Raw genomic sequence first — 25,382 nt, forward strand, 5'->3', positions numbered from 1 at the left:
AGAACTCTGGGGGCAAAGGTGCACAAGGATCCGACCGCCGAAACGCGGCCCGCCAACCCGACGGCGACAACCCCGAACCCCACCCCACCAAACCCCACCCCCCTGACCAACGCGGCGACTGGAGCAGAGGCCATTCCAGGGGCTAAGGCGACAGCCGATGCGGGGGCCGATGCGGGGGCCGACGCAGCAACCGACGCAGCAGCCGGAGCGAGGGCCGAGGCAGCAGCCGGAGCGAGGGCTGAAGCAGCGACCGAAGCGAGGTCCGCCGCAGCCGAAGCGAGGGGCGAGGCGGCGGCCGATGCGGGGGCCGGCGCGGCGGCCGAGGCGGGGGGCGAGGCGAGGGCCGAGGCGGCGGCTCAGGCGGGGGCTGAGGCGGCGGTGATCTGTGCCGATCTCATTCGCTTCGACACCACGAACCGGGGCGAGGGCGTGGCCCATCCGGAGCGGCCCGCCGCCGAGTACGTCGCCGCCCTGCTGGACGAGGTCGGCGCGGACCCGGTGATCGTCGAGTCCGTGCCGGGCCGGGCGAGCGTGCTGGCGCGCATCCCCGGCACCGACCCGTCCCATCCCGCGTTCCTGATCCACGGGCACCTCGACGTGGTGCCGGCCGACGCGTCCGAGTGGACCGTCCCGCCGTTCTCGGGCGAGGTGCGCGACGGATGCGTGTGGGGACGCGGCGCGGTCGACATGAAGGGCAGCCTCGCGATGACGCTCGCGACCGTCCGGCGGCGGCTCCGCGAGGGGCGGCGCACCCGCGGCGACCTGGTGCTGGCGTTCCTGGCCGACGAGGAGTGCACCGGCGACTACGGCTCCCGGTACGTGGCGCGCGAGCACCGCGCGTTCTTCGACGGCTGCGCCGAGGCGATCAGCGAGTCCGGCGGCTACAGCGTCACCTTCACCGATCTCGCCGCCGCCGCAAGCGGATCCGGCAGCACCGCGGCCAGATCGAGCGGCGCACCAAGCGAGTCCGGCAGGGCCACGACAGCAGGCGGCGAGGCGGCGGCGAGACTCGGCGAGAGCGCACCCGCGCCCGGCGGGAACGCCGGGCTCGGCGGGAACGCCAGGAACGCCGAGCTCGGCGGGGACGCCAGGGACGCCGGGTTCGGCGGGGACGGCAGGAACGCCGAGCTCGGCGGGCTCGGCGAGGGCGCCGGGCTCGGCGAGGGCACCGGGCTCGGCGGGAACGCCGGGCTCGGCGGGAACGCCAGGCTCGCCGGGGACGCCGGGCTCGGCGGGAACGCCGGGAACGCCGGGAACGCCGAGCTCGGCGGGCTCGGCGGGGACGGCGGGCTCGGCGAGGGCGCCGGGCTCGGCGGGGGGGCTGCGGGGATTCGGATTTATCCCATTGCGACGGGTGAGCGCGGGACGATGTGGATGCGGCTGACGGCGCGCGGCACCGCCGGGCACGGGTCCAAACCGGCGCCCGACAACGCGGTGGCCGAGATCGCGCACGCGGTGTCCCGGATCGCCGCGCACGAATGGCCCGTCCGCCTGACCCCGGGCGTCCACGCACTGCTGGACGGCCTCGCGGACGCGCTCGGCACGAGCATCGACCACGACCGCCTCGACACCGAGGCCGCGCGCCTCGGCGGCGTCGGCCGCCTGTTCGCCGGGACGATCCGCAACTCCGCCAACCCGACCCGGCTGGACGCCGGCTACAAGATCAACGTCGTGCCGGGCACGGCGTCCGCGCAGGTCGACGGGCGCTACCTGCCCGGCACGGGCGAGGAGTTCCTGGCCACGATCGACCGGCTCCTCGGCCCGAAGGTCACCCGCGAGTTCATCAACCACGAGGAGGCCCCGGCCGCGGACCCGGCGGGCCCCACCTTCGCCGCCCTCGCGGGCGCGCTCCGCGCCGAGGACCCGCTCGCCCGTCCCGTCCCCTACGTGATGGCGGGCGGCACCGACGCCAAGTCGTTCAACCGCATCGGCATCAAGAGCTTCGGCTTCGCCCCCCTCCTCCTCGACCCGGGCCTCGACTACCTGAGCATGTTCCACGGCGTGGACGAACGCGTCCCCCTGGACGCCCTGGCCTTCGGCACCCGCGTCCTGGACCGCTTTCTCGACTCCCGCTGACCCCGCCGGCCGACCGCCAGGCGAAGGAGACGGATCAGCCGCCTTGATCGGGGGCTGCGGGTCGCCCCCGGGCAAAGCATCAACAGGCGGTTACTGGGATCTCTGGTAGCTGCGGAACGAGAAGATCGCCAGGGCGACGGTGGCGGCGGTCAGGGCGAGGAGGGCGGTGCCGTGGACGGCGGCCGAACCCCAGTCGGGGTCGTCGGACAGGGCGGCGCGTCCGGTGTCCAGCGCCCAGCTCACCGGGTTCCCGGCGGCCACATGCCGGATCCAGGACGGCATGAGGCCCTCGGCCATGAACGCCGACGACAGGAACGTCAGCGGCAGCAGCAGCATCACGTTCAGGCCGATGATCGTGTTGCGGTCGCGGACGAGCAGCGCGAGCGTGTTCGACAGCGCGGCGAGGACGACGCCGATCAGCACGGACGCGGCGACGAGCACGGCCAGGCCCGCTGGCCCGCCCGGGTAGCGCGCCCCGGTCGCCCAGCCCAGCAGGACGATCACGATCGACTGGAACGCGGTGCCGAGCGCCTGCTCGATGACGCCCGCGTTCGCGATCGCGCTGCGCCGGACGGGCGTGACGAGGAAGCGGTTCAGCGTGCCGCGTTCGATCTCGTCCATGGTCGCCATCCCGGCGAACGAGTTCAGCGACACCGCGTTCATGACGACGACGCCGGGCACGATGTAGTCCAGGTAGGAGGCGGCTCCGAACCCGGGCAGCTCGACGACCTTCTTGAACAGCTCCCCGAACAGGAACAGCCAGATCATCGGCTGGACCAGCGTCATCACGAGGACGGCGGGGTTGCGCAGCAGGGCGGACAGCCGCCGGTGCGTCATCCACCAGGTTCCGGTCACCAGCGCGGTCATCGGGCGCCTCCGGCGGTGACGGGCCCGGCGTCATCGACGGCGCCGGCCCCGATGTCGGCTTGGGCGAAGCGGCGTCCGGCGTAGCGGAGGTAGACGTCGTCCAGGGACGGCCGCGCGACGGTCGCCGCGGCCGCGGGGACGCCGGCCTGGTCGAGGGCGGCGAGGACGGCCGGCACTGCGGCGGCGCCGTCGTCGGCGCGGGCGCTGAGCCGCGGCCCGTCGAGGACGATCTCCCGCACGCCGGGCAGCCGGCCGAGCGACTCCCGGACCAGCGGCCCCGGCGGCGGATCGGCCCACTCCACGTGGACGGCGTCGCCGCGCAGCTCGCCCTTGAGCGCGTCGGGCGTCCCCTCGACGACGACGCGGCCCCTGTCGACGATCGCCAGCCGCCGGGCGAGCCGGTCGGCCTCGTCCAGGTAGTGGGTGGTGAGCAGGATCGCGAGGGCGTCGTCCCCGGCGAGCCGGGCGATCTCGGCCCACATCGACGCGCGGGCCTCGGGGTCGAGGCCGGTGGTGGGCTCGTCCAGGAACAGGACCTGGGGCCGGTGGACGAGGCCGAGCGCGACGTCGAGCCGCCGCCGCATCCCGCCGGAGTAGGTCTTCACCGGCCTGGACGCCGCGTCCTCCAATCCGAACCGGGCGAGCAGCTCGGCGGCGCGCCGCCGCGCCCGCGCTCCCCCGAGCCCGTAGAGGCGGCCTTGCAGGACGAGGTTGTCGCGCCCGTTCGCCTCGGGGTCGGCGCCGGACTTCTGCGACACGACGCCGATGACGCGCCGCACCCGGTCGGGGCGGCGCAGCACGTCGTGCCCGGCCACGGACGCGGCGCCCGCGTCCGGGCGGATCAGCGTGGTGAGGATCTTGACGGTGGTGGACTTGCCGGCCCCGTTGGGCCCGAGCAGGCCGAGGATCTCGCCCCGGCCGACGGTGATGGACAGCCCGTCCAGGGCCCGGACGTCGCCGGGGTAGGTCTTGACGAGGCCGTCCGCGTGGACGGCCTGCGCTGTGTCGGCGGCATGCGCCATGGGTCTCCTCCGTAACGCGGGCATGCTGCGCGGAGGGTCCCTGGATAGGCTGGGGTCGCGTGCTCGCCGCCAGGACCCGCTCCGCGCGGGTTTCTCGGTGGTGGGTTCTCGGGCCCGGCGGGGGTGTTGCCGCACCGCTGCCGGGCTTCTTCGTCGCTGTCTCCGTCGCTACCTCTGCGGGGCTCCTCTCTCCGCCAGCTCGGCGATCTCCGGCGGGACGCGCCCGGTCTCGTGGAACGTCCGCCACAGGTCGAGGCCGGGCAGCGAGCCGTCCTCGATCTCGGCGAGGAATCCGCGCACCCAGTCGGCCTCCGCGCTCCGGATCGCGAGGTCGTACTCGGTCTCGATGAGGAAGAGGCGCGGGACCTCGGTCTCCGCCGCGAGCGCGGCGCGGACGCCGGCGATCTCGCGTTCCAGCGCGGCGAGCCGCTCGGCCAGCAGGCGGGCCGTCTCGTCGGGCCCGAGGGCCCCGAGGACGGAGAGCCCGGCCTCGAACCTGGGACGCTCCCGCTCGGGCACCGCGATCAGCTCCCTGACCCAGTCGGAGAGCTCGTCGCGGCCCTCGTCGGTGATGCGGTAGACGGTCCGCTCCGGGCGGGCCCCTTCGCGGGCGCTTCCCTCCACGGCGAGGAAGCCGTGCTTCTCAAGGTTGCCCACGACGGTGTAGAGCGAGCCCCACTTGATGTCCATGTCGCGGTCTTTGCCGCGGGCGCGCATCAGTGACGCCATCTCGTACGGATGCATCGGCTTGACCGAGACCGTCGACAGCACGGCGAGCCCGAGCAGGTTGCCCACCTTCCGCCGCTTGGCCACCACGCCCTCCTCGTCCGCGAATACTCGTCGCCGAGTATAGCCGATCCCGGCTCCAGGCGGGTAGAGATCAGACGTGGACTTCTCCAGTGCGGCCGATGAGCTCTACGGCGTCCGGCCCGCCGACTTCGTCGCGACGCGCAAGCGGCTGGCCCAGGACGCGAAGTCCGCGGGCGACGGACCGCTCGCCAAGCGGATCGGGGCGCTGCGGCGCCCGACGCTGTCGGCCTGGGCGGTGAACCTCCTCCCCCGCCGGGCCGCCGACGACCTGGAGCGGCTGCTGGACGTCGGCGCCGAGATGCGCGCGGCGTGGGGCAAGGGCGGCGGGCTCGGCGACCTGGAGCAGCGCCGGGCCCGGCTCGTCGGGTCGCTCGTGCGCACCGCGGGCGAGCTGGCGTCGGACGCGGGCAACCCGCTCCGCGAGCAGGCGGGCCGCGAGGTCGAGGACACGCTTCAGGCCGCCACCGTCGACCCCGGCATCGCCGACGAGGTGCGCGAGGGACGGCTGACGCAGCCGCGCAGCCACAGCGGCTTCGTCCCGGCGGGCTTCCCCATGGCGCCGGGGGACGGAGAGCAACCGGCAAGGCCCGAACCCGAAGAAAAGGCACCGAAGAAAGAGAAAGAGGAACAGGAGAAGGCGAGGCCCGAGCGGCCGAAGTCGAACGTCACGCGGACGAGCGCCGCGCGGGCGCGCAGGGCGGAGACGCTGCGCAAGCGGGCCGAGGAGGCCGACCGGAGGCTGGCCGAGCGCGAGGAGCGGGCCGGCGCCGCGAAACGCGAGGCCGAGGACGCGTCCGCGACGGTCGGACGGCTCCGCCACGAGCTGGAGCGGGCCGTCGCCGAGCGGGACGCGGCGTCCCGCCGGGCGGAGCGCGCCGAGCAGAACCGCGCCCGCGCGGAGGAGGCGGCGCGCGAGGCCCGCGAGGCCGCCCGGGAGGCGCGCCGGGCCGCCGACCGCGACGCGCACCACACCTGACCCACCGCGCGCACCGCCGCACCGCCACACGGCCACACGGCCACACGGCCACACCGCCGACCACTCTGGCGATGAGTTTTCGCAGGCACGCGAGTCAGCACCATCGCACCGCCGCGTTCTTCCCCAGGGCCCCGCCTCGGCGGGAGGCCCGCGCGGCGGGCCGGTGGCCGTGTCCTGGCGCTCACAGGGGACGCCACGGCGCGGTCACCGGCGCGCCCTGCGGCGGAGCGGCCCGTCAGCAGTTCGGCGTGCAGACGCGCCTGGACATGGCCTCCAGCAGCAGCCGCTTGCTCTCCGCCGGCGTCCGCGCGACCTGGACGATCCCGTGCGTGGCCTCGGCGAGCCGCGTCAGCTCCGTCACGTCCACGTCGTCGCCGAAGCCCTGCAGGACGACCTGGACGGGCTGTGTCGCGTCGTACTCGGCGCGGAGGTCGGCGAGGGTCCGCTCGAAGCTCGGCCCGCCCGGGTGGTCGTTGCGGCCGTCGGTGAAGACCAGGACGGTGTTGACCATCTCGGGTCTGAAGGTGAGCTTCACCGTCCGGAACGCCGCGAGCAGCGTCTCGAACAGCGCGGTGTCGCCGCTCTCCGTCACCCGGAGGCCGCCGAGGTCGCTCAGGACGCGCTGCCGCTGCGTGACGGACCCGACGCGGGCGCCGAGCGGCGCGATCGGCACGCGTTCCGCCCAGTCCTGGGAGCCGCGGAGGTCGGCGGCGAACTCCCAGACGCCGAGTTCGCTGTCGTCGGCGAGGAGCTGCAGCCCGGTCTGCCCGACGTGCGCGGTGGCCTGGAGCCGGTCGAGGCCGGGCGAGACCTCCGTCCCCATCGAGCCGGAGACGTCGAACAGCACGAGCAGGCGGGTCGGCAGCGACAGCCTGGCGTAGGACTGGGCGATGCGGCGCACGTCGGCCGCGGCGGGCGTCCAGGACGGCGCCGGGCGGCCGACGCGGAACCCTTGCCTGCCTAGGTCGGTGCGGGTCCGCTCGCCACGGAACTCGCGTTCGAGCTGCTTCGCGGCGGCCGCGCGGCCGCCGTCACCGGTGACGGTCATGAACGGGTAGTCGAGGACGAGCGTGCCCTCCTTCGGGACAGCGCCGTAGGCGCGCACGCCGGGCTCCTTGCGGTTGTGCAGGAGGACCGTCTGCTCGGACGCGACGACGACCGCCCCGTCCCTGGCGGATCCGGTGGTGGCGAACGCCTCTTCCACGGTCGGCGTGGTGGTCTCCCTGATGGCGCGGACGAGGCCGGTGAAGACCGCTTGGCCGTCGGGGTCGTCGGGGTCGTCGGGGGCGTCGGGGGCGTCGGGGGCGTCGGGGTCCTCGGCGAGCAGGCGGTCGGCCATGAGCAGCGCCGCCAGCCCGACGGCGTTGCGCGCGGGGTCGGGGACCTGGGGGCGCGGGCCGGTGGCTCCCGTCTCCGGCCGTCCGCCGGCGGTGGCGGCGGACGGTCCGAGCAGCAGGTTCCAGGTGGGTTCCGCCGGGGCCGCCGTCGCGAGGACGACCGGGCTGCCGGCGATCGAGGGGCGCGCCCCCGCGGGGCGGGAGAAGGCCGTCCAGAGGGTGGAGTCGGGGATCCAGACGTCCGGCCGGTCGCCGCCGCCGCGGCCGGACAGCATGGTGCTCACGGCGGCCGGGTCGGCGGCCCGCAGGCGGGCGCCCGCGCACGTGCCGGTTGAGCCGTCGAACCGCCGGATGGCGGCGGCCAGCGCGGGCACGATCTCCGGGGCCGCCGCGACGTCCAGGGTGATGCGGTCCTGGGACGCGCAGCCGGCGATCTCGGCGAACGCGTACGCGCCGACGCCGGTCAGCAGCAGGACGCCCGCGATCGCGGCGGCGACCATGACCATCGGCCGGCCCGGTGTGCGTCCGCTCATCGATGCCCTCGTTCCGCCGAGATCGCCCAGATCGCCCAGATCGCCGAGCCGGCGGAGGCCGCCCCCGGGCCCGCACGGCTCGCGCCCGGCGCCGCCGCGACCGCGGGCCCTCTGCATTAGATGGAAAGGGCGAGAAAGCTGTCAAGATCCATCGATCCCCTGCCTGGACGGTCCCCGGCACCGGGCGTCCGGAAGCTACCGAGTTAGGCTGATCTTCCGATTTCCTCGGCGGAAGGAGCGGCGATGACGGTCGCCTCCGGGTTCACTGCGATCACGTCCGCGGCGGAGCTGCGCGGGCTGCTCGGCGCGCCGATGCGGCGGGCGGTCGAGAAGGAGCGCCGCGCGCTGCACGCCCGGGACCTGGACTGGCTCGCCCGGTCCCCGTTCTGCCTCATCGCGACCAGCGACGCGGACGGGAACTGCGACGTCTCGCCCAAGGGCGACCCGCCCGGGTTCGTCCACGTCGTCGACGACACGACGATCGCCGTGCCGGACCGTCCCGGCAACCGCCGCGCGGACGGCTTCCTGAACGTCCTGAGCAACCCGCACGTCGGGCTGATCTTCCTGATCCCGGGACGCGGCGAGACGCTGCGGATCAACGGCCGGGCCGTGCTCGTCCGGGACGCGCCGTTCTTCGACGAGATGATCGTCAAGGGGCATCGTCCGGCGCTCGCCCTGGTCGTGGAGATCGAGCAGATCTTCTTCCACTGCGCGAAGGCGCTCATGCGCTCGAAGCTGTGGAGGCCGGAGACCTGGGAGCCGGACGCGCTGCCGTCCCACGCCCGCATCGTCAAGGACGTCCAGCGCACCGACGAGACCGTCGAGGAGCTTGAGCGCTACTACTCCGAGGCGAACTACACGAAGAAGCTGTACGGCACCTGAAACCCACGTCCGGACGGCGCGCCGGCCGGAGACGGGTCGCGCCCACGCCGGCCGGCGACGGGTCGCCCCCACGCCGGCCGGAGATGGGTCGACCCCCGCGCCGGCCGCGCGGGGGCCATCTGGGTCGGGCGGCCTTCCGGGTTCCCGGTCAGCCGCTCTTGCGGCGGAACTGCCGCTGGTGGTCGGCACGGTCGTGCTTGCCGCGCACCTTCGAGCCGCCCCTGCCGGCGGCGCCGGCGTTCTTGCCCGCCGCTCCGCGCTTGCGTTCCAGGGCCTCCCGGAACCTGCGCTTCACGTCGTCCTCTCCGTCCTCGGGTTCTCCCGACGAGTCGGTCATGCGGACCTCCAGCTCTCTAGGGGCACTCCTAGCCTCACATACCCAGCGGAACGTGGCCATCCGTACACGCCGAGAAGATCATCTCGGTAGATTCCGCCATAAACCGACCAGCGGTAGATGATCTCTCCTAAGGTTTGTGCCCGTGGATCCGCAGAAACCGCAGGCAGAGCCCGGCCATCCGCCGCTGGAGGCGCTCGCCGTCCAGCCGCTGCTGAACCGCGACTACGAGTCCCGTCCCGCGGTCTTCTACGAGCGGCTCCGCGGGGAGTACGGGCCGGTCGCCCCGGTGGACGTGCTCGGCGTGCCGGCGTGGCTCGTCATCGGCTACTCGCAGACCCTCGACATCCTGCGCGACGCCCGCGGGATCTGGAGCCGCCGCCTCGACGCGTGGCGCGCGTACCGGGAGGGCGCGGTCCCGGCGGACTGGCCGATGCTGCCCGTCGTCGAGTCCGGCAACTCGGGGTTCCACGACGGCGCCGACTCCACCCGGCTCCGCGGCGCCTGGAGCGAGGGCCTGCGGCCGTTCCAGGACCGCTCACGGACGGAGGCGAAGATCCTGGAGAACGCCGTCCGCCGGTACGCCGACGAGCTGATCACCGTGCTGGCGGAGAGCGGCGGCCGCACCGGCTGGGCCGACCTGTCGGCGCAGTACGCCAGGCCGCTGCCGCTGATGGTGATCGGGCGGCTGCTGGGCGAGGGCGCTGACGGCGACGACGAGCTGATCATCGACCTGTGGCGGGTGATGGACGCGGGCCCGGACGCGCACGAGGCGTCCGACCGGCTGATCGCCCGGGTCGCGGGCGTGTGCGCGGAGCGGGTGAAGTCCCCGGGCACCGACCTTCCCTCGTACATGCTGGCCGCCGTGCCGGACCTGACCGCCGACGAGCTGACCCGCGAGATGGCGATGATGACCGGACTGGTCGGCGACGTGACCGGCACGCTGATCTGCAACACGATCACCGAGGTCCTCATCGGCGAGACCGGCGCCCGCGACAGCCTGTCCGCGGGGATGATCCAGGAGGCGATCAACCGGGCGTCGGCCGCCAACCCGCCGATGGCCAACCTGGCGTTCCGGTGGGCGAAGGCGGACGTGCGCGTCGGCCGGTTCCAGATCGCGGCCGGCGACCCGGTCATCGTGTCCCCCGCCGCCGCCCATCTGGACCCGGCGTTCACCCGGACGTCCGCGCCCGACTCGATCTACAGCTCCCGCGCGCACCTGGCGTGGGGCGCGGGCCCGCACGCCTGCCTCGGCCGCGACCTCGCCACCACGATCACCACGATCGCGGTGGAGCGGCTGTTCGAGCGGCTCTCCGCGCTGCGGCTCGCGCTGCCCGCCGATCAGCTTCCGTGGCGCTCGTCCCCGCTCATGCGGGGGCTGCGGTCGCTGCCGGTCACCTACGAGCTGGCCGCCGACCCGGCGGAGCAGGCCGCGCGTCCCGCCGCCGCGGACGAGGCGCCGGAGCCGGAGCCGGACGCGGCGCCCGCGGACGAGCCGGACTCGCTGGTCCGGCGCGTGCTGCGGATGATGCGCCTGTCGCAGTCCTGAGGGGCGGCGCCCGCCCGGGGCGCGGCCGCATGTTTGGGCACGCCCGCCCGGGAACGTTCCGTCCGGTGGCCGCGGGCCCGCCCACGCATCGGACGCGGTCCACCGGAACCGGCCACACCGGACGCGGCGCCGCGCAGGGAGGACGAACGATGCCGGACAAGAGCGACAAGCACGGCCCCAAGCTGGACGAGGAGATCGGCCGCGAGACCCACGGCATGGTCAGCGGCGGCCATCCCACCCACGCCGAGGAGTTCAAGGAGACCGAGCCGTTCACCGACGAGTACCCGGCCGACCCGACCGCGCCGTCCGCCGGCGAGCGCGAGGGCTCCCCGCCCGGGATGAGCGCGCGGGACGTCGAGGACCGCAGCGCGCTCGCCCGGATGCTGAGCGGCGTCCGCTACCCGGCGCGCCCGAACGAGCTTGTCCGGCACGCGGCCGAGGGCGGCGCGCCCGACGCGGCGGTCGAGGAGCTGCGGACCCTGCCCAGGCGCGAGTACGAGAACGTCGCCGACGTGGCCGAGGAGCTCGGCTACGGCCGCGAGGAACGCCGCTACTGACCGCCGCCGCTACCGGCCGATGCGGCTACCGGGCCGATGCGGCTACTGATCGCTGCCGCTGACCGGCGCCGCTACCGGCCGGTCGAGCGTTCGCGGAGCAGCGGGATCTGGCCGCCGGCGGCGACGAGGTCCCGCTGGCGCGGCGACAGGCGGTGCCGCGTCCGGTACGTCTCGTCCCTGGTCGTGTTGCGGACGTCGATCCCGGTCCCGGACTTCAGCGCGTCCCGGACGTTCTCGACGCGCAGCACGTCCCCCCGCTCGACGCGGTCGTAGTCGGCCTCGTCGGCGAATTCGAGCGGCAGTATCCCGAAGTTGACGAGGTTCTGCCAGTGGATGCGCGCGTACCCGCGGGCGAGGACGAGCCGGAGCCCGAGGTGGCGGGGCGCGATCGCGGCGTGCTCGCGCGAGGACCCCTGGCCGTAGTTGCGGCCGCCGACGACGGCGTGCGGCCCGGCCTCCCGCGCCCGCCCGGGATAGCCCTCGTCGAGCCGGGTGAACGCGAAGTCGGCGAGCCGCGCGATGTCGCTGCGGAACGGCAGGGCCCGCGCGCCCGCCTGGAGGATCTCGTCGGTCGACACGTCGTCGCCGACCTTGATGACGACGGGGATCTCCAGCTCGTCCGGGAGCGGGTCCAGGTCGGGCAGGACGCCGATGCTGGGCGCCTTGTCGAGCGCGACGCCGCGCGCCTCGTCCCGCGGCGGCGGGGGTTCGAGCATCCGCCGGTTGACGCTCGACCTGCCCGGCAGCCGGACGGCGGGCGGCTCCATGTCGAGGTCGCGCGGGTCGGTGATGCGGCCGGTGAGCGCGGCGGCCGCGGCGGTCTCCGGCGAGCAGAGCCAGACGAGGTCGTCCGCGGTGCCGGACCGTCCGGGGAAGTTGCGCGGGAACGTCCGCAGGCTGTTGCGTCCGGCGGCCGGGGCCTGGCCCATGCCGATGCAGCCGAGGCAGCCCGCCTGGTGGATGCGGGCGCCCGCCTGGAGGAGGTCGGCCGCCGCGCCCATCCGGGTCAGGTCGAGGAGGATTTGCCGGGACGTCGGGTTGACGTCCAGCGACACCGCCGGATGCACCTGGCGGCCCCTGACGATCGCCGCGACGGACGCGAAGTCCCGCAGCCCCGGGTTCGCCGACGACCCGACGACGACCTGGTGGACTTCCTCGCCCGCCGCGTCCCGCACCGGGACGACGTCGCCAGGCGAGCCCGGACGGGCGATCAGCGGCTCCAGCGACGCCAGGTCGATCTCGCCGGTGACGTCGTAGGACGCGTCCGGGTCGGCGACGATCTCGGTGAAGTCGTCCTCGCGGTCCTCGCCGCGCAGGAACTCAAGGACGCGCTCGTCGGACGGGAACACCGTCGTCGTCGCGCCCAGCTCGGCGCCCATGTTCGCGATGACGTGCCGGTCCATCGCGGTCAGCGACGCGAGGCCGGGGCCGTGGTACTCGATGATCCGGTTGACGCCGCCGCGGACGCCGTGCCGCCGCAGCATCTCCAGGATCACGTCCTTGGCGCTCAGCCACGGCGGCAGCTCGCCCGTCAGCCGGACGCCCCAGATCTCCGGCATCGTCACGTACAGCGGCTCCCCGGCCATCGCCATCGCGACCTCGAGCCCGCCGACGCCGATCGCGAGCATGCCGAGCGACCCGGCCGCGCAGGTGTGGGAGTCGGAGCCGACCATGCTGGCGCCGGGCACGCCGAACCGCTGCATGTGCGTCGGATGCGACACGCCGTTGCCCGGCCTGGAGTACCACAGCCCGTACCGGCGGCACGCGGACCGCAGGAAGATGTGGTCGGCCATGTTGCGCTCGTCGGCCTGCAGCAGGTTGTGGTCGACGTACTGGACGGACACGTCCGTCCGGACGCGGTCGAGGTCGAGGGCCTCCAGCTCCAGCATGACCATCGTGCCGGTCGCGTCCTGGGTGAGGGTCTGGTCGACGCGGATCCCGATCTCGCCGCCGGGCGTCATCTCACCGCTCACCAGATGCGACGCGATCAGCTTGCGCGCGACATTCTGGCGGGCGACATTCTGGCGGGCGACATTCTGGCGGGCGCCGCCACGACCAGCGCCGCCACGATCTTCTCCGCTCGGCACCGTCTCAGTGTTCATGGTCGAGTCCCCCGCTCGGGCCGGGTCTGTTCGTCGCCGGGGAGGTGCTGCGCTTCGTGGATGGGCCCGTCACCCACATGAGCGGCCCCCGCCGTGTGCGGGTCGGCGGGCTGCCCGCACCACTGGTTCAGGGCGTCGCTGATCGCGGCGACGCGACGGTCGGGTGCGGTCTCGTCCGTCGCCCACGCGATGTAGCCGTCCGGGCGGACCAGCGCCGTCGTGTGCGTCGCCCGTCCCGCCAGGACGTAGTGCACGCGGCCCGCCCACCGCTTGGTCGCCAGGTAGGTGACCGCCGGGTCGTTCGTCGCGACGACCAGCACGAACAACCCGTCGCCGAGCAGCCCGTACAGGCGGCCCGGGTCGGCCGCCAGCGGGACGTCCGGTGCGCGCCGTCCGGCGAGGCGGTGCGAGCCGCGCGGCGCCGGGTAGGCGACGTCGATGCCGGACACGGCGCCCGCGAGCCGCCGCGCGACCGGCCGGACGTGGGTCGCCGCCCACACGCCCGCGCCGCGCGCCCTGCGCAGCCACAGCGGTTCGGCGAGCGCGGACCGCAGCACCGCGCCGCTGCCCCGCACGACGAGCCGCCCGACGGGATGCCGCTCCTCGTGGTAGCTGTCGAGCAGCCACGACGGCGCCCAGCCCCACAGTTCCGCGGCGAGCTTCCAGCCGAGGTTCGCGGCGTCCTGCATTCCGGTGTTCATGCCCTGCCCGCCCGCCGGGGAATGGACGTGCGCCGCGTCGCCCGCGAGGAACACCCGGCCCACCCGGTACTTCGGAACCTGCCGCTCGTCGCTGTGGAACCGGGACGTCCAGCGCGCGTCGTGCATGCCGTGGTCGGTGCCGAGGACGCGGCGCGTGACCTCGCGCAGCTCGTCCATGTCGACGGGCTCGGAGTCGGGCGCCTGGTGGCGGCGGTTCCACGCGATCACCCGGTACCAGCCGTCCCCGAACGGCGCCAGAAACGCGAACGCGTCGCCGGACGAGTCGACGGTCAGGGCGTCGCCGGGCGCGTCCCTGAGCCGGACGTCGGCGAGCATCACCGACCGGACGGCCGCGTGCCCGGGGAACGGCAGCCCGATCGCGCGCCGGACGGTGCTGCGGGCCCCGTCCGTCCCGACGACGTAGGACGCGCGGCGCGTCCCCGTCTCGCCGTCGGAGGTCCGCACGTCGACGTCGACGCCCGCCGCGTCCTGCCGGAGCCCGACGGCCTCGGCCCCGTGCACGATCTCGGCGCCCGCGGCGAGGGCCCGTTCCCGCAGCACGCGTTCCGTCTCGTACTGCGGCGTGACCAGCACGTACGGGAACCGGCCCGGCAGCCGTGACAGGTCGAGGCGTGTCGCCCCCAGCACCCGCACCGCGCCGACGCGCTCGCCGGTGGCGACCAGGTCGTCTGCGACACCGCGCGCGTCCAGCATCTCCAGCGTCCGCGCGTGGACGGCGAACGCCCGCGTCAGGTTGCTCGTCTCCGCGTCGCGCCGTTCCAGCACGGTGCAGCCGATCCCGGCCGCGGCCAGGTCGCCCGCCAGCAGGAGCCCGGTCGGGCCCGCCCCCACGATCAGCACGTCCCCTGTCGGATCGCCGGTGGGCGACATCCCGCTCCCCTCTCGGCTCGACGGCCGGCGCGGCTCCGCGCCGGAAACACCGCGTGGGAACACTTCCCAGGAACCGCCGCTCCTCACAGGATCCGGCGCTCGCGTCTCACCCACTCCTTCTCCCGGAGCTGGAACTTCTGGATCTTCCCCGTGGACGTCTTCGGCAGCCCGGCCACGAACTCCACCCTGTCGGGCGCCTTGAACCGGGCGAGGCTCGCGCGGACGTGCCCGACCAGCTCGGCCTCCGTCGCGGCGTGCCCGTCGCGGAGCACCACGAACGCCTTGGGGCGCTCGCCCCACTTCTCGTCCGGGACCGCGACGACGGCGACCTCCAGCACCGCGGGATGCGAGTCGATCGCGCGCTCCACCTCCACCGTGGAGATGTTCTCGCCGCCGGAGACGATGATGTCCTTGGACCGGTCACGCAGCTCGACGTAGCCGTCCGGGTGGCGGACGCCGAGGTCGCCGGAGTGGAACCAGCCGCCGCGGAACGCGTTCGCGGTGGCCTCCTCGTCCCGGTGGTAGCCCTTCATGACGTTGTTGCCGCGCATGACGATCTCGCCGAGCGTCTCGCCGTCCGCCGGGACGTCGTTCATGTCGTCGTCGACGACGCGGAGACCGTCCGTCTGGATCATGCCGACGCCCTGCCGGGCCAGCAGCCGGGCCCGGTCGGACGCGGCCAGCCCCGGCCAGCCGGGCTGCGGCTCGCACACCGAGTACGGCCCGTAGGTCTCGGTCAGGCCGTACACGTGCACGATGTCCGCGCCGAGCCCCTCCATCTGCGCGATGATCGTCGGGCTGGGCGGGGCGCCCGCCGTCGTCACGGTCAGCGGACGGTCCAGCGGGTGCGCCTCCGGCGCGTTCGCGATCGTCACCAGGACGGTCGGCGCGCCGTTGAGATGCGTGACGCCCTCGGCGTCGATGAGCCGCCACACCTCCGCGGCGGCGACGGCGCGCAGGCACACCTGCGTTCCGCCGATCGCGGCGAGCGCCCACGGCGTGCACCAGCCGTTGCAGTGGAACATCGGCAACGTCCACAGGTACACGCTGCCGGACGTGTGCCGCGAGTGGACCACCTCGCCGAGCGCGTTCAGATACGCGCCGCGATGCGTGTAGACGACGCCCTTCGGACGTCCCGTCGTCCCGGACGTGTAGTTGATCGAGATGGCGGCGTTCTCGTCGTCGACGTCCCAGGGCAGGGGGTCGTCCGAGCCGCGCGCCAGGAACTCCGCGTACGCGACGCCGCCGACCGCCGGGTCCGGTTCCGCGCCGGCCGCCGGGACCGTGACGACCTCCGGCAGCCCGCCCGCGAGCGGCGCGACCGACGGATGCAGCCCCGCGTCCACGACCAGCGCCTTCGCCCCCGAATGGCCGAGGATGTAGCGGATCTCGTCCGGCGCCAGCCGCGTGTTGATCGCGACGAGCACCGCCCCGGCGAGCGGCACCCCGAAATGCGCGATCAGCAGCTCCGGGACGTTCGGCGCCAGGTACGCCACCCTGTCCCCCGGCCCGATCCCCGAGGCGCGCAGCGCGTTCGCGAGCCGGGTCGCCTCGGCGGCGAACTCCGCGTACGTGACGCGGCGGTCCCCGTGCGCGTACGCCGTCTTGCCGGGGAACACCTCCGCGGACCGGTTGAGGAACGCGAGCGGGGTGAGCGCCGTGTGGCCCGGACCGTTGTCCATCGGGACCCTCCGCTGCCGTCGGCCGGGACCGGCGCGCACCGGCGCCCCCGGCGTGGATGTGGCCTGCGCCTCAAGGATCGCACGCGACCACCCGCCCACCGCGAAAGGCACGGCCCGATCCGGCGCGACGATCGGCCACAGGTTGGCAGGACGCGGGTCCTCAAGCCGATCGGCGCGGCGGCTACGGGCTGGCGGGGCACGGTGTCCAGACCGATCGGCGCGGCGCGGCGGCTATGGGCTAGCAAGGCGCGGGTCTTCAGGGCCGATCGGCGCGGCGCAGCGGCCTCGGGTTGGCCGGGGGGCGGGGTCTTCAGGCCGATGCGCGCGGCGCGACGGCTACGAGTTGGCAGAGCGCGGGTCTCCAGACCGATCGGCGGGGCGCGGGGTCTCCAGGCCGAGGTGGATGCGGTACCGGTCGGCGCGGTACGTGGCGAAGGCGACCTCGGCGCACACCCCGCGGCTGAACGTCCGCTGCCACATGAGGAACACGGTCGCACCCGGCTCGATTTCCAGCAGCTCGGCCTGGCGGGCTTCGACGGGACCGGCCTCGATCATCTGCTCCCCCGCGTCCATGACGATCCCGAACTCATGCTCCAGCACGGCGAACAGCGAGCCCTCGGGCGCGCGGCGCTCGAACAGGTCGGGCGCGAGCGCCGCCGGGATGTGGGAGCGCTCCACCGCCATCGGCTCGCCGTCGGCCAGCCGCAGCCTCTCCAGCACGTGCACGGCGGTGCCGGGGGCGACGCCGAGGTGCCCGGCCAGGCGGGCGTCCGCGATGATCGTCCGGGCGTCCAGGTCGAGGCACGCGGGCGTCATCCCGCGGGCGCGCATGTCCTCGGTGAAGGACACCAGCTCCTTCGGCATCTGCACCTTGGGACGCGTCACGAACGTCCCCTTGCCGTGGATGCGGCGGAGCCGGTCCTCGGCGACGAGCTGGTCGACGGCCTGCCGGACGGTCATCCGCGACACCCCGAACCGCTGGCACAGCTCGCGTTCGGACGGGACGGGCGCGTCCACCGGCAGCCGCTCCCTTTCGATCATGTCGAGCAGGATGGTGCGGAGCTGCACGTACTTCGGCAAGGGCGCGGAGGGATCGATCACCCTTCATGCATATCCGATCGCGGCTCGGTTGCGCGCGTCAGGATCGCGACGGCGCCGACGGTCGCGTACCCGCGCCATTCCAGCTCCGCGGCGGGCGAGTAGCTGGCGAAGTCGACCCGCCATCCGCCGTCGTCCTGCTGCCGCCCGTCGAGCCGCCGCAGCTCGGCGGCCACGACGTCCGGGTCGAACAGCGCGCGGGCGCGGCGGTCGGGGAACGGCGCGAAGTCGAGCGGCCGCATCATCTCGTCCTCCAGGCCGCCCTGGACGTGGACGAGCCCGTCCTCCGGAATGTGCCTGCCGAGCAGGTCGACGACCTCGGTGTCGCCGACGGCGTCGGCCAGCCACATCGTGAACGCGAGCTCCAGCGCATGCAGTTCGGTCTTCGCCTCGTCCTTCCTCCGGACGGTTTCGAGGCAGAAGCGGGTCGCGCGGTCGAGCCACGGATGCGCCGCGACCGCCTTGTCGTGCCCGGCGACGCGCTGCGCCACCGCCGCGACGACCGCCGTGATCTGCAGCGAGGACGTCTCCGGGTCCGCGCCCGCCCAGAACGGCGCGCACCCGGCGGGATCGGGGACGTGCAGCCCGAACGGCAGGCCGCCGTCCGGCAGCGTCACCGACTCCAGCCAGTCGCAGAGCGCGACCGCCTCCGGCGCCGTGTCCGGGGCGAGTTCCGCGAAGACCTCGAACGCGTGCAGCGCCGGGCCGGGCTGGCTCGTCCGCGACCGCAGGTCGGGTTCGAGGCCGTGGCCGTAGCCGCCGTCGGGGTTCCGGTAGGCGTTCAGGGCGGCCAGCAGCGCGTCGCGGTCGCCCTCGCCCGTCAGCAGCTCGAACCGCCGGCGGTCGAGCGTGCGCGCATGCATGGCCATGAATTCGGATGCCTTGTTCAGGTTCATGTCTCCAGCGTGGCCCGCCGCCTCCGCGGCCGTCTTGTACCTTTCGGCCATCGCCCGGCGCGGCGCCGCCGGAAAGCCGCCGGAAAGTCGCCGGAAAAGGGAATGCGCCGGACGGATCGCCCGGCCTAGCCTGACGGCATGGAGGTCGCCTTCGAACGCACAGGTCAGCGCCGGTACGCGACCGTGATCACGCTGCCGGGCCGGCACCCGCGCCGGATGGAGCCCGCGCCCGGATACGACGAGAACATCCCGCACGACCTCGTCCACTACCTGACCGAGGCCGAGCTGGGGCTGTCGTCCGGCGTCTTCGGACGGGCCGCCGCGGGCGGCGGCGGGTTCACCGAGACGACCGAGACCCCGGGCGACCGGCGCCGACGGGCCCGGGCGCAGCGCAGGCTGAAGAAGCGCGAAGCGTCGCTCAGCAAGGCGGACCGCGGCGACATGGCCACGTCCGAGTACTACGCGGGCATATGCGACATCGTCTGGCGCCGCCGCGCCGGCGCCGCCACACCCCACTGGGCGGACGGCAGGACCCTCCCGCCCGAGGACGCCCCCACGGTCGACCGGATCGTGAACCGCCTCGACGAACTGGCCCCGCTCTGGCACGACCTCCCGATCGGCGCCGCCCTCACCTTCACCTGGCCGCACACCACCGCGACCGTCAAGGCCCCGGCCGGCGGCTAACCCGCGCGCAGCGCGAGGCCCAGGGCCCGGAACTGCTCCACCGGCCGGTGGTAGCCGCGTTCGATGTGGTGGACGCCCCGGAGCGTCGACGGGCCTTCCGCGACCGCCGCCGCCAGCACCGCCGAGAACCCGGCCCGGATGTCGGGCATGGTCACGTCCCCGCCCCGCAGCTTGGTGACCCCGCGGACCACGGCCGAATGCAGCGCCGCCGTGTCGTGATACCGGCAGGCGGGACCGCCCAGGCACGTGTCATAGACCTCGATTTCGGCGCCCATGCTCTGCAGCGCGGGAACGTACGCCAGCCTGTTCTCGTAGACGGTCTCATGCAGCACCGACATTCCGTCCGCCTGGGTGAACAGCACCATCAGGGGCGTCTGCCAGTCCGTCGCGAAGCCCGGGTGCGTGTCGGTCTGCACGGCGGCGGGGCTGAGCCCGTCCGGCGCCGACGCCATGATCCACTCGTCGGTGATCTCGAACTCGGCGCCCATCCTGGTCAGCGTCGTGATCGCCGTGACGAGCCGGTCCTGCGGGCAGCCGTGCACCCGCACCTCGCCCCGGGTGACCAGGCCCGCCACCAGGTAGGAGAACGCCTCGATCCGGTCGCCCGCGAGCCGCGTCTGCGCCCCGGTCAGCCGCTCGACGCCCTCGACCACGATCCGCCGGTCGGGCGCGAACGAGATCCTGGCCCCCATCCGCTGCAGGAACAGCGCCAGCTCGATGATCTCCGGTTCGGTCGCCGCGTTCCGGATGACGGTCTTCCCCTCGGCCCGGACGGCCGCCAGAAGCACCGTCTCGGTGGCGCCGACGCTCGGGTACGGCAGCTCGACCCGCGTCCCCACCAGCCTGGATGCCCGCGCGTGAATCCCGTCGGACTCGATCGTCACCTCGGCCCCGAACGCCCGCAGCGCGTCCACGTGGAAGTCGACCGGCCGCCGCCCGATCGGGTCGCCCCCGACCAGGGGCACGAACGCCTCGCCCGCCCGATGCAACAGCGGCCCCAGCATCAGGATCGGGATGCGGTTCAGCCCGGTGAACGCCTTCCCGACGCTCGGGTCCGACACCGGCCCCGGCACGACGGTGACGCCGCCGTCGGACCGCTCCACCGCCGTCCCGACGTGCTCCAGCATCCCCGCCGTGATCCCGACCTCGCCGACGTCCGGCGCGTTGCCGATCGTGCTCGGCCCGTCCGCCAGCATCGCCGCGACCATGTGCTTGCTGACCGCGTTCTTGGCGCCCCGCACGGTGACGTCCCCGCGCAGCGGCCCGGACGGCTCGATCTGCCACAACTTCTCAGCCATCCGAGCAGCCTACGGCGTCCGGAGCGGACGCCCAGCAAACTCAGAACAAACCCAGACGAAACCACCCCCCGCCCCACTCCACCCTCCTCCCTTCCGGCCAGCGGGCCTTACGCACGACATTCAACAGCCTGGCAATTCCGCAGCCGCCGCAGACCGTGAGCCTCCGCCGCCGCATCTCCGTCGGCGCCCATGCGGGATGCTGTGGTCGTGGATCTCGTTGCGTTACCGCCGCCCGTCCTGGCGGCGTTGGCGAGGGGCGACCTGCAAGGCGCCGGGTCCCTCCTTGGACGTGACCTGCCCGGATACTTCGTCGGCCCCGAACTGCGGCACATCTGGCGGCTGCGCCTGGACCAGCTGACGTCCGACCCCGCCAGCGCGCCCTGGAGCATCCACGTGGCCGTCGACGGCGGCGTGGCCGTCGGCCACGGGGGCTTCCACGGGCCGCCGGACGGCACCGGCACCGTGGAGGTCGGCTACTCCGTGGATCCCGCCTACCGGCGGCGCGGGCATGGCAAGGCGATCCTCCGCGAGCTGCTGCGCCGCGCCGCCGCCGCGCCGGACGTCGCGCGGGTGCGGGCGGTCATCGACCGCGGCAACGCCGCGTCGCTCGCCACCGCCGGCAGCCTGGGCTTCGCGCAGGTGGCCGAGCGTGGCCGCGACCTCGTCTACGAGACACCGGCCCCCTAGGGGCAGGGGACGCGAGGCATATCCAGGCAGTGTGGCGTTCGCGCAGGTCTTCCGCGGACGGGCGGTGACTCGGTCACCTGCCGGGCACCGGTCCGCGCACGGCGACGGCGGCCTTCCCGTGGGCGCGCCGCCAGGTGATGACATCGCCGGTCAGGACGGCTGGGCACTCCGCGCGCGTGTCGGTCACGTGCAGGTGGACGCTACGGCGGCCCGGCTCGACCGGGCGGCTCGCGATGCTCGGAGTCGACGACGTCCATGATCATCGGTGGCGAGCGAGCTCCATCCATTCGTCGAGCGCGTCCATAGCGCTGCGGCGCCTCAGGGTCAGTGCCGGGAGGCGTCAGGCCGGATGGGCGGCGTTCTCCGTCCAGGAATCGGCGAGGGTGCACAGTTCGTCGAGCGCGGCCTCCACCCGGTCCCGGTCGCCCGTGGTGAGGATGTCGGTCTGCAGCCCGGCGTAGGCGCTGTTGAGGTAGGTCGCCTTGACGCGGGCCCGCGCGGGGTCGAGTCCGCGGGCGACCAGCGCGCGGGCGACGAACTCGGCCCGCTGCGTCAGGAACTTCGGCACCCGGTCGCCGAGCCGCCCGGCCGCCGCGAGCCCCTCGATCTCGCGGACGAGCCGGGTGTGCGCGATGTTCTCGGGCGCGAGGTGGCGGCGCCAGGAGTCGCGGACGACGGCGCCGATCCCCCGCCCCGTGTCGTCCCAGCCCTCGGTGGCGTGCAGTTGCTCGTGCTGGACGTCGTCCAGGCGCTGCAGCAGCGCGGCGAGGAGGTCGTCCTTGTCGGCGAAGTGGTGGGTGAGGACGCGCGTGCTCTGCCCGAGCGCCTGCGCGATGGGACGCATCGACAGCCCTGACATCCCGTTCTCGGCGAGGTGGTCGAGGACCGCGTCGAGGATCTCGGTGCGGCGGTGCGGATCGCGCGGCCTGGCCACGGCTGGGTCTCCTTCGTCCCGGGGACGTCCATCCTATAGGGAAACGAGTGTTACCTTAATGGCATGCCGATCCTCCGACGCCCCTCGGGCGGGCTCCGGCTCGCCGCGCTCGCCCTGACCGCCTTCACCCTGCAGACCGACGACTTCGTGATCGTGGGCGTGCTCCCGTCGATCGCGCGCGGCCTCTCGGTCACCGAGGCCGCGGCCGGACAGCTCGTGACCGTCTTCTCCGTCATCTGCGCCGTGGTCGCGCCCGTCGCGGCGGTGGCCACCGCGTCCTGGCCGCGGCGCCGCCTGCTCGCCGGCGGGATGCTGCTCTTCTGCGCGGCGAACCTCGCCGTCCCGCTCGCCGCGTCCTACCCGGCGCTGATGGCGCTGCGGGTGCTGGCCGCGCTCGCCGCCGCCGTCGTCCTCCCGACGGTGTTCGCGGTCACGGCCGCGCTCGCCCCGCCCGGACGGCAGGGCCGCGACCTGGCCACCGTGATGGCGGGACTGACCGGCGCGGTCGTCGCCGGCGTCCCGGCCGGAACGTGGATCGGCGCGGCGTTCGGCTGGCACGCGACGTTCGTGGCGAACGGCCTCCTCGGCGTCGCGGCCCTGGCCTTCCTGCTCACCGCGCTGCCGGACGTCGCTCCTCCGCCCGCCGCCGGGATGGCGGAACGGCTCCGCCCACTCGCGCGCCCCGCCCTGATGTTCGTGCTGCTCGCGGCCGTCGTCGCGGTCCTGGGCAACCTGCTGTTCCAGACGTACCTGGGCCCGTTCCTGGCGGACGTCGCGGGCGTGGAACCGACCGGCCTCGGCCTGCTGCTCCTGCTGGCCGGTGTCGCGGGCATCGCGGGGGCGCGCTTCAGCGGCACCCTGGTCGACCGCATCGGCCCGGCACGGACGTTCGCGCTGGCCGTCGCCGTCTTCACCGCGGCCATGGCGGGGCTGGCGCTGGCCTGGTCGCTGCGCCCGGCGCCCGTGGCGCTGCTCGTGCTTCCCCTGGTCCTGTGGTCGGCGGCGGCCTGGGCGGTTCCGCCGCCGGTCCAGACACGCGCCCTGACGTTCGCCGGACCCGAGGCCGGTCCCCAGGCGCTGGCGCTCGTCAGCAGCTCCGTCTACCTCGGCGCGTCACTGGGCGCGGGGCTCGGCGGCTGGCTGCTCGGCTCGCTCGGCTCCGGGACGCTCCCGATCGCGGCCGCCGCCTGCGCCGTCGCCGCGCTGGCGCTGTTCGCCCTGGCCGGACGCACCGCGCCGCCGCCCCCGCAGACCACCGGCACACGAGAACCCGAGACCCGCAGGACGACCATCTGAACGTTCCAAAATACCGCGGCCGCGCCGGTGCAAGATGTGTGGGTTGGCACCGACGCGGCCACGGGTTCGACCACAGTCGAACGGTCCAATTCTCTCCCATCACACAGTGCACGATCATCGCGCCCCCCACCTAACAACGATCTTGCAGGTAGGCGGCATCGGCGCGGTTGACAGGCCCGCGGAGCCCATCGACCTTGGTAACAGAGCGGTGAGATCCATCGAGACCCACGAGGACGGCCGTGAAGCCTGCCGACTGCCCGCGTTTCCCGTTCCCGCGTCAGGACGTCCCGCCCGACGGACGCGCACCCGATGAACCGCTGAGCCTGTCATCCCACTACGAGGGCCTGCCACCCGTGACCCGTGTGGTGCTCCCCGAGGGGCAGGAAGCATTCCTCGTCACCGGATATGCGGAATGCTCACGCGTACTCCGAGAACAGGGCACTTTCCAACGCGCCGACGCCGACGCCATTCCGCCCTTTCCGCGCACCGCCCCCAGCATGCTCGCGCGGGACGGCGATGACCACCGCCTCCAACGCGACCTGGTCGGCAACGCATTCGCCCCGGCGCGGATCGGACGGTACCGTCCGGCCGTCGAGAAACTCACGACCAGGCTCGTCGACGCACTTCTCGCGGCCCGCGAACCGGTCGAGATCAACGACCGTCTCGCCATGCCGCTCACGCTCAGCGTCATGGGAGGAGGCGTTCTCGGAATTCCAGAGGACGACCTGCCGCAATTCAGGACGTGGGGAGACCTGTTCCTGTCCACCGGCCCCGACCGTGACGCCGACCACGAGCGCGCGGTCCGGGAAATGGGCGCCTACATGGGGACGCGTCTAGCCCGGCTCATGGCCGACCCGAACACGGACTCTGCGGACGGGAATCTGCTCGACGTGATCGCGGCGAATGCCGTCCGGAGCCAGGTCGGCCTGGAGGACACGGCGGTGCTGGCCGCGGGCCTCGTCATCGCCGGATGGGAGACGACCGCCGCGGCCATCTCCAGTTTCCTCTTCCGCCTCCTGACCACGACCGGCAAGGACGGCGAGACCCTTTACACGCTATTGGGCCGTCATCCGGACAGCATTCCCGGTGCCGTCGAAGAACTGCTGCGCACCACTCCAGGCACCATCTTCGACTCCGCGCAGCCGCGCCGGGCGGTCAGCGCCACCGACCTCGGCGGCGTCCGCGTCCGGGAAGGCGACCTGCTGATCCCCGCCATCGACCGCGCCAACCGCGACCCCGGCAAGTTCGGCGCACCCGACCAGCTCGACTTCCAGCGACCGCGCAACGCCCACCTGTCCTTCGGAACAGGCCCCCACGTGTGCCTCGGCGCACCTCTCGCCCGCCTCGAACTGTGCGTGGTCCTGGAACAGCTGACGCGCCGAATCCCCGAAGCACGGCTCAGCCATTCGCGGGACGAGGTCGTGTGGAACGACATCACCATCATCCGCCGACCGGCCGAACTGTGGCTCGACCTAGCGCCCGTCCACGCCTGATCGGAGGACGGCCGGACGCCGTCATCTCCGCCCTATCCTGGATCAATGATCAACACCGGGCCGGACTGGGAACGGCGGATCGCCGATCTCTGGGCCACCTTCGACGACCACGAGCCCGAGACCTTCCTCACGAAGGTCGAGGAACTGGCCGGCGAGCGCCCGCCCGGCGACGCCATCGCCCACTACGAACTGGCATCGGCGCACGACTCGATCGGCAACGAAGCCGAAGCCGCCACCCATTACCGGAAGGCGTTCGCCGCCGGTCTCACCGGATCACGACGGCGCCAGGCGACGATCCAGTTCGCCAGCACCCTCCGCAACCTCGGCCAGGCGGAAGAGAGCGTCGCAATGCTCACCGCGGAACGCGACGCGGCCTCCGATGAACTCGACGACGCCGTCACCGCGTTCCTGGCCCTCGCTCTCACCGACCTCGGACGAAACCGAGAGGCGGCATCGCTCGCGCTCGGCGCACTGTCACGTCACCTTCCGCAATACAACCGGTCGCTTTCCAACTACGCAAAAGCGCTGATGGAAGGCTGACCTACGGGAGAAATGAGTAAGGCCCCGCCGTTGTCGGCGGGGCCTTCCCCATAGTGTGTGTCCGGCGGTGTCCTACTCTCCCACACAGTCTCCCGTGCAGTACCATCGGCGCTGGAGGGCTTAACTTCCGGGTTCGG

Annotated in this window: 22 protein-coding genes and 1 rRNA gene; 10 read left to right on the forward strand and 13 right to left on the reverse strand. The window is 73.6% G+C overall.

Annotated elements, in window-relative coordinates; translation table 11 throughout:
* Positions 1-378 precede the first annotated feature (378 nt).
* A complete protein-coding gene (locus tag ACH34T_RS40680; RefSeq protein WP_396026356.1) occupies positions 379-2,076 on the forward strand; it encodes a M20/M25/M40 family metallo-hydrolase in 1,698 nt (565 codons plus the stop codon).
* A 90-nt stretch (positions 2,077-2,166) separates the two neighbouring features.
* On the opposite strand, the gene ACH34T_RS40685 is transcribed toward ACH34T_RS40680, so the two are convergent.
* From ACH34T_RS40685 to ACH34T_RS40695, 3 genes are all read right to left on the reverse strand, one after another.
* Entirely contained in the window at positions 2,167-2,943 is a 777-nt protein-coding gene (locus ACH34T_RS40685) for an ABC transporter permease (RefSeq protein WP_396026357.1), read from the reverse strand.
* Positions 2,940-3,965, reverse strand: a complete 1,026-nt coding sequence (locus ACH34T_RS40690; protein ID WP_396026358.1) for an ATP-binding cassette domain-containing protein — start codon at positions 3,963-3,965, stop codon at positions 2,940-2,942. Before ACH34T_RS40690 ends, ACH34T_RS40685 begins: the two co-directional genes overlap by 4 nt.
* A gap of 168 nt (positions 3,966-4,133) precedes the next feature.
* Positions 4,134-4,778, reverse strand: a complete 645-nt coding sequence (locus ACH34T_RS40695) for a PadR family transcriptional regulator (protein ID WP_396026359.1) — start codon at positions 4,776-4,778, stop codon at positions 4,134-4,136.
* 73 nt (positions 4,779-4,851) lie between these two features.
* Here ACH34T_RS40695 and ACH34T_RS40700 point away from each other — a divergent pair, with 73 nt between their 5' ends.
* On the forward strand, positions 4,852-5,751 hold the full coding sequence (locus ACH34T_RS40700; protein WP_396026360.1) for a hypothetical protein: 900 nt from the start codon (positions 4,852-4,854) through the stop codon (positions 5,749-5,751).
* Positions 5,752-5,986: 235 nt separating this feature from the next.
* On the opposite strand, the gene ACH34T_RS40705 is transcribed toward ACH34T_RS40700, so the two are convergent.
* Complete coding sequence (locus ACH34T_RS40705) at positions 5,987-7,621, reverse strand: substrate-binding domain-containing protein (RefSeq protein WP_396026361.1); 1,635 nt, start codon at positions 7,619-7,621, stop codon at positions 5,987-5,989.
* A gap of 243 nt (positions 7,622-7,864) precedes the next feature.
* On the opposite strand from ACH34T_RS40705, the gene ACH34T_RS40710 reads away from it, so the two are divergent.
* Positions 7,865-8,503, forward strand: coding sequence for a pyridoxamine 5'-phosphate oxidase family protein (locus tag ACH34T_RS40710; protein WP_396026362.1), 639 nt, complete (start codon positions 7,865-7,867; stop codon positions 8,501-8,503).
* 148 nt (positions 8,504-8,651) lie between these two features.
* On the opposite strand, the gene ACH34T_RS40715 is transcribed toward ACH34T_RS40710, so the two are convergent.
* Positions 8,652-8,840, reverse strand: coding sequence for a DUF5302 domain-containing protein (locus ACH34T_RS40715; protein ID WP_396026363.1), 189 nt, complete (start codon positions 8,838-8,840; stop codon positions 8,652-8,654).
* Between the two features lie 142 nt (positions 8,841-8,982).
* On the opposite strand from ACH34T_RS40715, the gene ACH34T_RS40720 reads away from it, so the two are divergent.
* The gene (locus ACH34T_RS40720) at positions 8,983-10,386 is read left to right on the forward strand and encodes a cytochrome (RefSeq protein WP_396026364.1); all 1,404 of its coding nucleotides are present in this window, start codon (positions 8,983-8,985) and stop codon (positions 10,384-10,386) included.
* A 149-nt stretch (positions 10,387-10,535) separates the two neighbouring features.
* Positions 10,536-10,943 carry a DUF2795 domain-containing protein gene (locus ACH34T_RS40725; protein WP_396026365.1) on the forward strand — a complete coding sequence of 136 codons (408 nt, stop codon included), beginning with the start codon at positions 10,536-10,538 and terminating at the stop codon, positions 10,941-10,943.
* 71 nt (positions 10,944-11,014) lie between these two features.
* On the opposite strand, the gene ACH34T_RS40730 is transcribed toward ACH34T_RS40725, so the two are convergent.
* The 5 genes from ACH34T_RS40730 to ACH34T_RS40750 form a co-directional block, all read right to left on the reverse strand.
* Positions 11,015-13,045: an aconitate hydratase gene (locus tag ACH34T_RS40730; RefSeq protein WP_396026366.1), complete on the reverse strand. Its 2,031-nt coding sequence runs from the start codon at positions 13,043-13,045 to the stop codon at positions 11,015-11,017.
* On the reverse strand, positions 13,042-14,637 hold the full coding sequence (locus ACH34T_RS40735; protein ID WP_396026367.1) for an FAD-dependent monooxygenase: 1,596 nt from the start codon (positions 14,635-14,637) through the stop codon (positions 13,042-13,044). Before ACH34T_RS40735 ends, ACH34T_RS40730 begins: the two co-directional genes overlap by 4 nt.
* Positions 14,638-14,720: 83 nt before the next feature.
* A complete protein-coding gene (locus ACH34T_RS40740; protein ID WP_396026368.1) occupies positions 14,721-16,319 on the reverse strand; it encodes an acyl--CoA ligase family protein in 1,599 nt (532 codons plus the stop codon).
* Positions 16,320-16,655: 336 nt separating this feature from the next.
* Positions 16,656-17,420 (reverse strand): GntR family transcriptional regulator, encoded by a 765-nt coding sequence (locus ACH34T_RS40745; protein ID WP_396026369.1) that lies wholly within the window; start codon positions 17,418-17,420, stop codon positions 16,656-16,658.
* Positions 17,417-18,313, reverse strand: coding sequence for a hypothetical protein (locus ACH34T_RS40750; RefSeq protein WP_396026370.1), 897 nt, complete (start codon positions 18,311-18,313; stop codon positions 17,417-17,419). The genes ACH34T_RS40745 and ACH34T_RS40750 overlap by 4 nt, the downstream gene beginning before the upstream one ends.
* Before the next feature lie 138 nt (positions 18,314-18,451).
* Here ACH34T_RS40750 and ACH34T_RS40755 point away from each other — a divergent pair, with 138 nt between their 5' ends.
* Positions 18,452-18,997 carry a hypothetical protein gene (locus tag ACH34T_RS40755; protein WP_396026371.1) on the forward strand — a complete coding sequence of 182 codons (546 nt, stop codon included), beginning with the start codon at positions 18,452-18,454 and terminating at the stop codon, positions 18,995-18,997.
* Here ACH34T_RS40755 and murA read toward each other — a convergent pair.
* A complete protein-coding gene (gene murA / locus ACH34T_RS40760; RefSeq protein WP_396026372.1) occupies positions 18,994-20,295 on the reverse strand; it encodes a UDP-N-acetylglucosamine 1-carboxyvinyltransferase in 1,302 nt (433 codons plus the stop codon). The two genes, ACH34T_RS40755 and murA, sit on opposite strands and share 4 nt — an antisense overlap.
* Positions 20,296-20,502: 207 nt before the next feature.
* Between murA and ACH34T_RS40765 the strand changes: the two genes are divergently transcribed.
* The gene (locus ACH34T_RS40765) at positions 20,503-20,982 is read left to right on the forward strand and encodes a GNAT family N-acetyltransferase (RefSeq protein WP_396026373.1); all 480 of its coding nucleotides are present in this window, start codon (positions 20,503-20,505) and stop codon (positions 20,980-20,982) included.
* A 340-nt stretch (positions 20,983-21,322) separates the two neighbouring features.
* Here the strand turns inward: ACH34T_RS40765 and ACH34T_RS40770 are convergent, their stop codons facing one another.
* A complete protein-coding gene (locus ACH34T_RS40770; protein ID WP_396026374.1) occupies positions 21,323-21,916 on the reverse strand; it encodes a TetR/AcrR family transcriptional regulator in 594 nt (197 codons plus the stop codon).
* Between the two features lie 63 nt (positions 21,917-21,979).
* Between ACH34T_RS40770 and ACH34T_RS40775 the strand changes: the two genes are divergently transcribed.
* From ACH34T_RS40775 to ACH34T_RS40785, 3 genes are all read left to right on the forward strand, one after another.
* Entirely contained in the window at positions 21,980-23,212 is a 1,233-nt protein-coding gene (locus tag ACH34T_RS40775) for an MFS transporter (protein ID WP_396026375.1), read from the forward strand.
* Between the two features lie 239 nt (positions 23,213-23,451).
* Positions 23,452-24,705, forward strand: coding sequence for a cytochrome P450 (locus ACH34T_RS40780; protein WP_396026376.1), 1,254 nt, complete (start codon positions 23,452-23,454; stop codon positions 24,703-24,705).
* A 45-nt stretch (positions 24,706-24,750) separates the two neighbouring features.
* Positions 24,751-25,245: a tetratricopeptide repeat protein gene (locus ACH34T_RS40785; RefSeq protein ID WP_396026377.1), complete on the forward strand. Its 495-nt coding sequence runs from the start codon at positions 24,751-24,753 to the stop codon at positions 25,243-25,245.
* Between the two features lie 59 nt (positions 25,246-25,304).
* Here ACH34T_RS40785 and rrf read toward each other — a convergent pair.
* Positions 25,305-25,382, reverse strand: a 5S ribosomal RNA gene (gene rrf / locus ACH34T_RS40790); the annotation flags it as partial.

Origin of the sequence: Actinomadura sp. 9N215 (genome assembly GCF_044326345.1) — a bacterium.
Lineage (GTDB): Bacteria > Actinomycetota > Actinomycetes > Streptosporangiales > Streptosporangiaceae > Spirillospora.